Origin of the sequence: Lichenihabitans sp. Uapishka_5 (assembly GCF_033947565.1) — a bacterium.
Taxonomy (GTDB): domain Bacteria; phylum Pseudomonadota; class Alphaproteobacteria; order Rhizobiales; family Beijerinckiaceae; genus Lichenihabitans.
In genome coordinates, this window is sequence record NZ_JARPVX010000105.1 from 1 (window position 1) to 10469 (window position 10469).

The following is a 10469-nucleotide window of genomic DNA, read 5'->3' on the forward strand; positions in this document are numbered from 1 at the left end:
CGCCTCGATACGCCGCCTTCAAACCACCGTCGTCACCCAGTTTCCCACATAGCTCGGCAGTAGCCGTAGGCTGCCTGAAGATAAGTGCTGGCAGCGGGAAGCTCCGACGCGCTCCGATCGGGACCCAGACCGCACTTGAGCACAGGGAAATCAGGGGCGTCCGCCTGATATCAGTAGACTTGTCTCATTGGCGGCCAAGACCAGCCTGCATGCGAAGCATGAATGGCGTCTTCAGCAGCCACGCCAACTTCTGCAGACCATCCAACTCGGCCGCCTCTGGCTTTTTCGCGAACGATCGCTTCGGAGCAGTTGCAAAAGTCGATTGAACCGCCTGCAAGGGCGCAAAAGCGCAGCCTCGAGAAGTGATACCGAGGCTGCGTTCGGCTCAGATTTCAGTTCGCTCGGAAAGGGTCAACGCGTCTTCGACATCCACGCCAAGGTATCGCACAGGGTGCTGTCGCGAAGCGTGTTGGAATTGGGTGACGCAGGCCGGGGCATTATGATGGTAGCGGGTCAGGCGGCGAGCGCAACCGGCTGGTGATCGGCGATTGGGGTGGCGAGCGAGGTCCAGCCGTCGACCTTGCGCATCAGGATCTGACCTGAGGCTAAAAGAGCCCAAAACAGCATCGCGGCGGTTTCGGACGAGGGCAGGACGGTCTGGGTCTTGATGCGTCGCTTGATCTCCTCGTGGAGCCGCTCGATAGCGTTGCTGGTCCTGGCGCTTTTCCACTGGCTCGGCGGCAGGCGCGTAAAGGTGAACAGCCGGTCGCCGGCCTCCTCCAGTCTGTCGGCGACGGGCCGGTGACGCAGCCGCCACTTGCGGAGGAAGGCCTTGCGGCGCGCCATGATCTCGACCGCGGTCTCGGCATAGATCATGTCGCGATAATCGGCCGTGACCTCGTCGCGCAGCTTGTCTGGGGCGTGCGCCAGGAGGTTCCTGTGCTTGTGGACCGTGCAGCGCTGGGTCGGCACGTCGGTCCAGAGGGCGGCGAGCGCCTTATCAAGGCCCGCCCCTCCATCGACGATGAGGAAGTCCGGCCGGCGCAGGCCGCGGCCGATTGGGTCGTCGAGCACGACGCGCCAGGCTTCCGCGGTCTCGCCTCCCATGTTCTTGACGGCGAGCAGCACCTTCTGGCCATCCTCGCGCACGCCGATCACCACCAGCAGCGAGATCGCCGTCGCCTTGCGGTCGAGCCGCACGCGGACCACCGTGCCGTCGAGGATCAGCCGCACGATCGGCTCGGCCGCGAGGTCGCGGCGGTTCCAAGCCTCCCAATCCGTCTTCACCTTGCGCCATACGCGGCTCACGACATCCTTGCCGACCCCGTCCGTGAACACCGCGGCGAGCGCGCGGCGTACGCGCCGTGTATTGGTGCCGGCGAGATACGCGGAGGCGATCAGCGCATCGGCGGCCTGCGTGCGGCGCTGATAGCTGCGCAGGGCCGCGCTCTTCCACTCGCGCGTCGTCCCGTCCGGCGAGACAAGGCGCGCGCGAGGCACCGCGATCGCGGTCGGGCCGAAGCTGCCGGTCAGCTGCCGTGTGCGGTGCCCATGCCGGTGACCTGGAACGCGGGAGCCATGGTCCCCGCCGGCGGGATCGTCGACCTGCCGGCCGTACCGCGGTCGCGAGAGCGCCGCGGTGAGTTCCTCCTCCAGCAGGGTCTCAATGAAGCTCCGCACCCTGGTGCGCAGGCCGGCTTCGATCGGATCGAATCAGCCGTCGAAAGGGAACGCGCCCTCAGCGGGCGTCGATGTGGTAGATCTGGCCAAGGCGTGGTCTCCATCTTCACGCCGGCGCTCCAACGCCGGCGATGTCAGGGTTCAGCACCCCGGAGACTACGCCACCTGCAATTCCAACCAACTCCGCGACGGCACCTCGCACAGTGCCCCGATCTTTGTATGGCCGAGCAGAATCTGCACCGCTCGCAAATTGCCTGCCTGTTTATAGATGATCGACGCCTTGGTGCGCCGGAGCGAGTGGGTGACGTAGTCCTCAGGTCGGAGCCCGATGCCGGTGACCCACTCGTCGACGAGCCTCGCATACTGGCGCGTGCCCATGTGCGTGGAATGGTCGATCCGGCTCGGGAAGACGAAGTCATCGAGCGTTCCACCCCGGCGTTCTAGCCAAGCCAAGATGCTGGCCCGCGCCGGATCGAGCAGCTCGAACTGAACGGGACGGCCTGTCTTCTGCTGAACAACGATCGCGCGATTTCGGATGCGACCACCGATCACGATGTCGCCGATCTTGATCTTCAGGACGTCGCAGCCGCGCAGCTTGCTGTCGATCGCGAGATCGAACATGGCCCGGTCGCGAAGCCTACCCTCGCGATCAAGCCAGAAGCGAACGGCCCAGACCTGCTGCGGCTTGAGCGCCCGCTTAGCGCCGAGCTTCCGGCCCGCGTTCCATGGTCGTCGCCCTTTCACGCCAGGGTCGAATTCTGAGTGTCCCATTGCCGTTCTCCCGCGGTCGAAAGCGGCCGTAGAAGGAACAAGCGATCAGTCACGAACCGATGGGCATGGCCGTGAAGCGACCGTCCGCTTCGGAGCGTGCGGCGATAGAAGGCCGACATCGGCGGCCGGAAACGTCTCGATGGTCGTTCCCCATATTCGAGGATCCTTCGCATCCTGCGTGGATCGGGCTGTGAGGAGAGGCTACGGACGTCGAAGCCGGCCCTGCCGTGCGTCGCAACGGATTGCGTCGGCCTGCGTCTGCTCGAACATGGTGTGCTCAGGGATCGCACCGCCAATGCCAAACTTGGTGATCTTTGTCGCTCGTGAATGACGGGCGCCCATGCCGAGGACCGTCTCCATACGTTGACTTCGCGATCGGCTGATCACGGCGAGCAAGTCTCATGCGGCATGGGCCAGGAACGCTGTCGCTCCTTTTTCGGTCAGGGTTGAGCCGTCGCGGGGCAAGCGTCGGCCAATCGGCCGCCCACCGCGCCGCATGTCCTGGCGGAAAGCTCCGAGCAGACGTTGTAATCAGTGATGCAGGGCTGGGGCCGCTCCCCGCAACTGGCGGCCCAGGTATCGCCGCTCCCCATGACGCCAACGTGGCAATCGTCCGGATCGAGCGAGCATGTCCCGGTCGCCTTCTTGATGCACACCTGCGAGGTGGTGCGCGTCATGACCTGGATGTCCGAATGGCTCTTCACGGTAGCGTCCGTGAGCGCGGCGAACGCGCGGTGGACGGCGTCGCCCGATTGTACGTGCGTCCGCGCCTCCTCCGACCGGTAGGTCGCCATGTAGACGAACCACCTTTCGCCGGTCGCGTCGGGCGGGCCGTTCTCCTTGTAGGCTACGGTGTAGGGACCGATGAACCCGGTCGGGTTCGGGTAGATGGCGAAACGGTAGGGCTCGGCACCGCTCTTCTTCAGCTCGTCGAGGTAGGTGCGCGCCGCGGCGGGCTCGCTCCCCGCGGCAGCCTCGGCGCCCGAGGCTGGGAAGGCGAGCAGGCCCATCTCGAGCACCTGCCCGTCGGATTGCGCGAGCGTGCGCAGGTCGAAACCGCTGTCGAGCGGCTTGACGAAGATTAGCGTCATGTCGAGCGTCCGCATCCACTTGTCGGCGACCGGCGTCGGAAACAGCATGTTGGCCATGTCCTGCCATCTCTGCTGGTTCTCCCACCAGGTCATGCCGGTCCAGGTCCCCGCGCCCGTGTTCGCGGGCAGCCCCCAGGTCGAATGCCACTCCCGCTCGACCTGGGGGCCCGGCTGGACGCTCAGCATGGCGATGAATTCGGAGCGCCACTTGAACATCTCGAGCTTGTCCGCGTGGGTCCGGCGCAGGGCGATCTCCAGCATCGGGCCCGCGGGGTACCCGCCCACGCCCTCCTTGAGGTCACGCCAGTTCGCGGGCAGCGGGCTCGCATGCGCCACCGGCGTGGAGGTCTGGGCGGATGCGGGGCCGCCCGCGAGCGATCCAATTAGGAGGCAGAGGCCGGCCGCGGAGGCGGAGGCCACCCGCAGCACGCCGCCTCTCACGCGACCGGTAGACACCAGTTCATCGAACATGTCGTTGATCCTGCTTGGTTGGAGGTTCGATTCGGTACCGGCAGCGGCACCTGCACAGGCGGGGCGCACCGGATGCGCCCTTGATCGGTTCAGCGCGTCACGACCACGATCTTGCCGCCCGCGGTGTTGGCCTCCATGGTCCGGTGCGCCTCCACGATGGCGTCGAGGCGGAACACCCGGCCGGCAGGCACGTGGAGCCGGCCCGCCGCGACGTCGTCGACCAGCGCCTGCAACGGCATGGCCATGAAGTCGGTCACGCCACCGTCGTAGACCGTGAGGCCGACCCCGGTGGGGATCACCTCCATCGGGTTGAAGTCGGAAAGCGACCACTGGTTGCCCACCATGCCGGTCAGGCAGACGGTCCCGGGCTCGCGGGCGCAGCGGAGGGAATCGCCCAGCGTGGTGGTGCCGACGAGCTCGAGCACCTTGTCGGCGCCCCCGTCCCAGCAACTCCTCACGTCGTTGGCGATGGCTCCGGTGTCGATGAAGACGGCGTCCGCGCCGCAGGCCCGCAGCAGGGCTTCGCGATCGGCCCTCCGAGTCGTCGACCCCACGGTCGCGCCGTGGCGCTTGGCGATTGCGGCCGCCGCCATGCCGACCGAGGTGGTGCCGCCGCGAACGAGGAGCCGCTCGCCCGGTTGCAGCCGGAGCGCCCGGAACAGCGACCCCCAGGCGGTCTGCAGCATCTCGGGCAAGGCGCCGAGCCGGTCCCACGGAAGGTCGGTCAGGAAGGTTCGCAGCTGCGCGGCCGGCACGAGCGTGTATTCGGCGTAGCCGCCGTCGAAGTCGCGCCCGAGCCCGCCCATCACGGTCGCGACGACGTCGCCGGGCCGGAACTCGCCGCCGGGCGCATCGGCGACCGTGCCGACCGCCTCGATGCCGAGCACGCGGGGGAACCTGACGTTTGGGGACAGGCCCTGGCGCGTGAACATCTCCGACCGGTTGAGACCGAAGGCCTCGACCCGGATCAGCACTTGCCCGGGGCGCGCGGCCGGAATCGGGCGCTCCTCGAGCCTGAGGACCTCCGGGCCGCCCGGCTCGTGGATCACCGCAGCCTTCATCGTGCCGGCCATCTCTACCACCTCCTTCAGCGTCTCGCCTTGTTTCAGGCGTCGCCGGGTGGGTTCGTGGGCGAGAAGCTGTAGCGCGCGATCCGCCACCGGGCGCCGTCGCCCTTCTTCAGGAGGAAGAGCTCCTGGTTCGCTTCCGTCGTCGTCCGGCCCGTCGGGGCATGCCTGGTGGTGCCGGCCGAGTTGGTGCGGACGAAGGCCCAGTCCAGCGCCAGCTGCACGACTTCCACCACCGTGAACGCGACGTCGAACGCGAGCTCACGGAACACGGCGTCATAGGCCGCGCGCACCGCCTCGACCCCGACGTTCGACACCGCGTGAGGCGCCATGAACACGCAGTCGGGCGCATAAAGCGGCAGCACCTCCGCGGTACGGCCGCCGTTCAGCGCCACATTGTACCTGGCCAGCATCTCGCGGATCGCGGCCTCGTCGGTCCCGTTCGCCTGCATCGGCACTCCTTCGCTCCCGGGCTTGCCACTCCGGTGCCGGTCATTGCAGGTCTTATGGCCGGAGGAGGACGGCAAACAGCTATGAACCGAGAACGCAGCATCCGGATTCTGGAACGTCGCCGGGCGAACGGCGCCGATCAGGGAGCGTTGCTCCCCATGGCTCGCCTCTCGCGGCGCACGGCGGCGGACCGAGATGGCTGACCTCAATTCTCTGATCGTCTTCGCCAAGGTCGCCGAGGCCTTAAGCTTCACCGAGGCCGCCCGTCGGCTCGAGATGCCCGTCTCGACCGTGAGCCGGCGCATCGCGGATCTCGAGAAGCAACTCGCCGTGCAGCTGCTGGAGCGCTCGACCCGCACCCTGCGCCTCACAGCGGTCGGCCACGAGGTGCTGGATTACGCGCGCCGGGCCGCGGAAGCCAACGACGGCGTCGAGCACGTCGTCGCCAACCAGCGCGCCGCGGTCAGGGGTCTCGTGCGGCTCGCGGCGCCGCCGAGCATCTCCGACTCGGTGGTGGCCCCGATCATCGCCGCGTTTCGGCAGGTGCATGGCGCCGTCCGGTTCGAGGCCGTGATCACCGAACAGGTCGTCGAATTCATTGCGGATCGCATCGACCTCGAGATCCATGTCGGGCCGGTCGAGGACACGAGCCTCGTAGTGCGCCGGCTGCTCGCCTTCCGCCATCGTCTGGTCGCAAGCCCCGCTTACCTCAGCCGCGCGGAGGCGCCGCGGCACCCGAAGGACCTCCTGCAACACCCCATCCTCGCCTTCTCGCATTTCAGGCGCGAATACGCGTGGGAGTTCAGCCACGCGGACGGGCGGAACACCGAGCGGCTGGTTTTCGTTCCGCAACTCGGCATTAACGACTACGTCGGCGTGACGGCGGGCCTGCTGGCCGGCGGCGGTATCGGCGACCTGCCGCCGATCGTGCAGCCCGAGTTGATGCGGGCAGGCCGGCTCGTGGAGGTGATGCCGGACTGGCACCTGCCCGTGTTCGACCTCGTCATCCTGCATCCGGCGACGCGCTACCAGTCCCGTGCCGTGCGCCTCTTCAAGGAGTTCGCGTCGCGGATGATCGGCGAGCTCTTCCCCGAGCTCGCGACCTGAGCGCGTTTCCAGGAATGGGAAAGTCTTTCCCGGGGCGGCCGGCTAATCGGCCGGCGACCGAGCAGGTAAGCCGGAGGCCAGAGCCGGCCGACGCGACCGGCAGCCGTTACGAGTCCTGCAGAACGAGACCTGCCGATGCCGCAGCAGACCCCCAAAGACGTCCTCCGCGCCATCCTGGCCGACCCGACGAACCTCGAGAGCGTCAGCGCCCTGATGGCGCCGGACGCGACCTACGTGTCGCTCAACTTCTCCAACCCCGCGCTCAAGCGCGTCATGCCCTGGGCCGGCACCGCCATCGGCCCTGCCGCCGTCGTGCAGACCTTCGTCGACGTGGGCCGCTACTGGGCCAAGGAGGCCTTCGAGGAGATCGCGCTGTTCGGCGACGACCGCTACGCCGCCTTGTTCGGTCGCATGACCTATCGCTCGGTCGTACTCGGCAAGCAGGTGACCTCCCCGTTCGCGGTCTACGTCGAAGTGGTGGACGGATTGTGCCGGCACATGCAGTTCATGGAGGACACGCTGGCGACCACGGAGTCGTTCCGCAGCGCCGGGGCTTGGACCATCCGGAGCGATCCGGCGGGCGCCGAGATCACGCTCTAGAGCCGCGTCGCCAATGCGCGAACGTCCGCATCCTGAAGCGGCGCCGGCGTGAGATCGCTGGACCTCAACGACCTGCGCCTGCTCATGCAGGTGATCGAACACGGGAGCTACACCGCCGCGTCGCGGATCAACGGCATCCCGAAATCGACCATCAGCCAGCGCATCACGGCCCTCGAGAAGGCGATCGGGACGGGACTGCTCCGGCGCACGTCCCGGAGCTTCTCCCTCACCGAGGCCGGTGCGTTGCTGCTTCCCCACGCGCGCGCCATCGAGGGCCTCGCCAGGACGATCGAGCAGGCGCTCCTCGATCACGGCGATAGCCTCGCCGGCACCCTGCGCGTGTCCTGCTCGAACGCGCTCGCGCAGTTCGCGCTGTCACCGCTGGTCCCGTGCTTCCTCGACCGGCACCCCGAAATCCATATGCGCGTCGAGGCCAGCAACCGGCTCGTCGACCTCGTGGGCGAAGGCTACGACATGGCCATCCGTGGCCATGTCGCGCCCCTGAAGGACTCGACGCTGATCCAACGCGTGGTGGCCCGGACGCCCTGGTCGATCGCCGCATCCCCGGATTGGATCAGGACCCACGGCGCGCCAGCCACGCCGGACGAGCTGGCGAAGAGCGCGCTCCTGCATTTCGCGACCTCCGCGGATCCGCCGCAATGGACGCTGCGGTCCGGCGACGTGGTGGCGCAGGTCTCCTTCAAGCCGCGGGTGTGGTCCGACGACATGGCGAGCCTGCGATCCTCCGCCATCGCGGGCGGCGGGATCGTGGCCCTGCCGACCTACGTCCTCGCCCCGGCGCTGGCGGCCGGACGGCTGGTCGTGCTCCTGACCGCCTGGAGCCTGCCCGTGTCGAGCATCAGCGTGCTGACGCCACCGAAGGCGCAGTCGTCGCGGCTGGCCGCGGCCTTCTCGGATCACCTGAGAGCCGAACTGCCCTGGCTGATCCAGCACGTCGACGCCACCGCACCGGGTGGTTCTCCGGATCCAGGTGACTGAAGCGAAGCTCCCGCGCCAAGCCGGCGAGAGCGACGCGTCGCTATTCGCGCACACATTGAAGGCCTGTCGGTTCGGACCTGCCGGCGATAGTTCCAGATCTTGGATGAATCGTTCCAGTCCGCACCCTTCTCCGGGCCGACGCCGTCCGCCACATTAGGATCGCGCAGGCGCATGGCGCATCCCGTGTCGCGTCGGGCGGATGCGCCCGGTGCGAAGACATCCAGACAACAGGGAATGATTTTGATGCGACGAGGACGTATGCTGTTGCGCGTATCGCTGGCCGGGGCCGCTCTGTTCTGCGCCCTTGCGGGCTCCTCGCTCCCGGGGCGGGCGGCGGGCTCGGACGCGCCGGCCTCGGCGGTCCCGTTCTCGTCCGACCCCGGGCTGGCGGCAGAGCAGCGCGGCGCCTACAACGTCGTGCATCGCTACGAGCAGCTCCTCAATGCCGGCGACACGGCCGGGATCCTGGCGCTCTACGCGCCCGACGGCGTCGCCGAGTGGAACGATAAGCCGACCTTTGCGACGCCCGACGAGAAGCGGGCCGCCTATGGGGCCTTGTTCAAGGTCGCCAACTTCAGCACCGCCTTCGGCTATGCCGGCATCGACGTGACCGGCGATACCGCCGTCATCCGCACCTTCCACCACGAGGGCGCGACCGTGCTCGAGGGCGGCAAGAAGGTGGTCGACCTCAACCGCGAGGTTTTCGTGCTGCACAAGATCCGCGGCGCCTGGAAGATCAGCCTCTACATCTTCAACACCGATCCCGTGCAGGGCGAAGGCTGAGCCGGATGGAACCGATCATGTCAGACGCGGGCAGCCTCGGCGTCACCGACCGCTTCGCCATCTTCGAGCAGTTGCACGCCCACCAGCGGGCCATCGATGCCGATGCGAGCCTGGCCTCCGCGATGGCCTACGTGGACCTCTACTGGCCCGAGGCGACCTTCACGGTGCACGACCTCCGCCATGTGACCTTCGAGGGCCAAAGCGGTCTCAAGCAGCTCTACGACTACGCCCACAGCGTCTTTCCGCTGGAGAAGTGGTGGCACGACCTTGGCCCGGTCGCGATCACGGGCGCCGGCCACGAGGCCCGGGCCGAGTGGCGCTGGATCGTCAACTGGCGGTCGGAGCGGGAGGGCGTGGTGTCGACCGGCCGCTACGGCGACCGCTTCCAAAAGCGCAGTGGCGTCTGGAAATGCCTCGAGCGCACCTCCACGGTCGATCCCAACTGGCCCGCGGCGCTGTTCCAACCTTTCATCGACCGCGAGGAGGAAACGTTTCGCGCCTCATGATGGCTCGCGTTGTCACCGGGCCGTCGGGGCCGTTGCGATCGGCCCCAACAGGTGGCAGTTTCGGCTGATGTTCTCCCATCCCTGGCCGCGACGCGTCCGGCTCGTGTCGGGCCTCGTGCTGTTCGCCTTCGTGGCCGGCCACCTTTTGAACCTGTCGCTCGGCCTCGCTTCCATCGCGGTCGTCGAGCAGGGCCGCCGGCTGCTGCTCGCACCGTGGCAGACGGGGTTGGGCCAGGCGCTGCTGCTCGCGGCGGCGCTCGCCCATACGGCGCTCGGGCTCGCCTCGCTGGCGACGCGGCGCTCCCTCGCCATGAGCCGGACAGACGGGGTGCAGCTCGCGCTCGGCCTCGCGACACCGCCGTTGCTGCTCGCCCATGTGGTGTCGCTGCAGGTCCTGAGCGACGTCGACCGGGCCTTCGCGGGCGACTACCGCTTCGTCCTGGCAGCCTACTGGATCGCCGCGCCGCGCCTCGCTCTGCAGCAGTTGCTGGTGATCCTCGTCATATGGGCGCATGGCGCCATCGGGCTCACCTCGGTGCTGGTGCTGAAGCGCGGCTGGCCGCGCCTCGCGCCGCTCGTCATCCCCTTGCTGTTCGCCGTGCCGATCACGGCCCTGCTCGGCTTCGCCGCGGCCGGAGAAGAGGTGCTGAGCCGCCTGCCTGCCGATCCGGAATGGCAGGCGCGCTTCGCCGCGAGCCTCGCGGTGCTGCAGGCGCATCGGGCCTGGCTCGACGGCGTCGAGAATTTGATCCTCATCGGCTACGGCGCGGCCGTCCTGGCAGCGGTCACGATGCTCGCCGCGCGCGTGCTGCGCCGCTGCGCCCGGCGCGTGCCGGTGCGGTTCGAGGACGGGCGCGCCGCGTCGGGTTGGCTCGGCCAGAGCGTGCTCGACGTCAGCCGCAGTCACGGCATCCCTGTCTCTTATACACATCTGACGCTGCCGA

9 protein-coding genes and 1 pseudogene are annotated in these 10469 nt (G+C 68.0%); 5 read left to right on the plus strand and 5 right to left on the minus strand.

Annotated features, from left to right (window positions below; translation table 11 throughout):
• Positions 1–513: 513 nt before the first annotated feature.
• The 5 genes and pseudogenes from P7D22_RS20685 to P7D22_RS20705 all read right to left on the minus strand — a co-directional run.
• Positions 514–1713: pseudogene (locus P7D22_RS20685) on the minus strand (IS256 family transposase); the annotation flags it as partial.
• Between the two features lie 123 nt (positions 1714–1836).
• A complete protein-coding gene (locus P7D22_RS20690; protein ID WP_319936153.1) occupies positions 1837–2451 on the minus strand; it encodes a tyrosine-type recombinase/integrase in 615 nt (204 codons plus the stop codon).
• Positions 2452–2891: 440 nt separating this feature from the next.
• Positions 2892–4013: a hypothetical protein gene (locus P7D22_RS20695; protein ID WP_319936154.1), complete on the minus strand. Its 1122-nt coding sequence runs from the start codon at positions 4011–4013 to the stop codon at positions 2892–2894.
• Between the two features lie 89 nt (positions 4014–4102).
• Complete coding sequence (locus P7D22_RS20700) at positions 4103–5086, minus strand: zinc-binding alcohol dehydrogenase family protein (RefSeq protein WP_319936155.1); 984 nt, start codon at positions 5084–5086, stop codon at positions 4103–4105.
• Positions 5087–5118: 32 nt separating this feature from the next.
• Positions 5119–5532, minus strand: a complete 414-nt coding sequence (locus tag P7D22_RS20705) for a YybH family protein (protein ID WP_319936156.1) — start codon at positions 5530–5532, stop codon at positions 5119–5121.
• A gap of 193 nt (positions 5533–5725) precedes the next feature.
• On the opposite strand from P7D22_RS20705, the gene P7D22_RS20710 reads away from it, so the two are divergent.
• From P7D22_RS20710 to P7D22_RS20730, 5 genes are all read left to right on the plus strand, one after another.
• Positions 5726–6637 carry a LysR family transcriptional regulator gene (locus P7D22_RS20710; protein ID WP_319936157.1) on the plus strand — a complete coding sequence of 304 codons (912 nt, stop codon included), beginning with the start codon at positions 5726–5728 and terminating at the stop codon, positions 6635–6637.
• Between the two features lie 135 nt (positions 6638–6772).
• Positions 6773–7237, plus strand: coding sequence for a nuclear transport factor 2 family protein (locus P7D22_RS20715; protein WP_319936158.1), 465 nt, complete (start codon positions 6773–6775; stop codon positions 7235–7237).
• A 48-nt stretch (positions 7238–7285) separates the two neighbouring features.
• Positions 7286–8236: a LysR family transcriptional regulator gene (locus P7D22_RS20720; protein ID WP_319936159.1), complete on the plus strand. Its 951-nt coding sequence runs from the start codon at positions 7286–7288 to the stop codon at positions 8234–8236.
• 258 nt (positions 8237–8494) lie between these two features.
• Entirely contained in the window at positions 8495–9019 is a 525-nt protein-coding gene (locus tag P7D22_RS20725) for a YybH family protein (RefSeq protein WP_319936160.1), read from the plus strand.
• A gap of 17 nt (positions 9020–9036) precedes the next feature.
• The gene (locus P7D22_RS20730; protein WP_319936161.1) at positions 9037–9525 is read left to right on the plus strand and encodes a nuclear transport factor 2 family protein; all 489 of its coding nucleotides are present in this window, start codon (positions 9037–9039) and stop codon (positions 9523–9525) included.
• Positions 9526–10469 lie beyond the last annotated feature (944 nt).

What these genes read in the sequence shown, in the direction of transcription:
- P7D22_RS20690 (WP_319936153.1), bottom strand. Translation starts at nt 2,451, where the DNA reads ATGGGACACTCAGAATTCGACCCTGGCGTGAAAGGGCGACGACCATGG.
- P7D22_RS20695 (WP_319936154.1), bottom strand. Translation starts at nt 4,013, where the DNA reads ATGTTCGATGAACTGGTGTCTACCGGTCGCGTGAGAGGCGGCGTGCTG.
- P7D22_RS20700 (WP_319936155.1), bottom strand. Translation starts at nt 5,086, where the DNA reads ATGGCCGGCACGATGAAGGCTGCGGTGATCCACGAGCCGGGCGGCCCG.
- P7D22_RS20705 (WP_319936156.1), bottom strand. Translation starts at nt 5,532, where the DNA reads ATGCAGGCGAACGGGACCGACGAGGCCGCGATCCGCGAGATGCTGGCC.
- P7D22_RS20710 (WP_319936157.1), top strand. Translation starts at nt 5,726, where the DNA reads ATGGCTGACCTCAATTCTCTGATCGTCTTCGCCAAGGTCGCCGAGGCC.
- P7D22_RS20715 (WP_319936158.1), top strand. Translation starts at nt 6,773, where the DNA reads ATGCCGCAGCAGACCCCCAAAGACGTCCTCCGCGCCATCCTGGCCGAC.
- P7D22_RS20725 (WP_319936160.1), top strand. Translation starts at nt 8,495, where the DNA reads ATGCTGTTGCGCGTATCGCTGGCCGGGGCCGCTCTGTTCTGCGCCCTT.
- P7D22_RS20730 (WP_319936161.1), top strand. Translation starts at nt 9,037, where the DNA reads ATGTCAGACGCGGGCAGCCTCGGCGTCACCGACCGCTTCGCCATCTTC.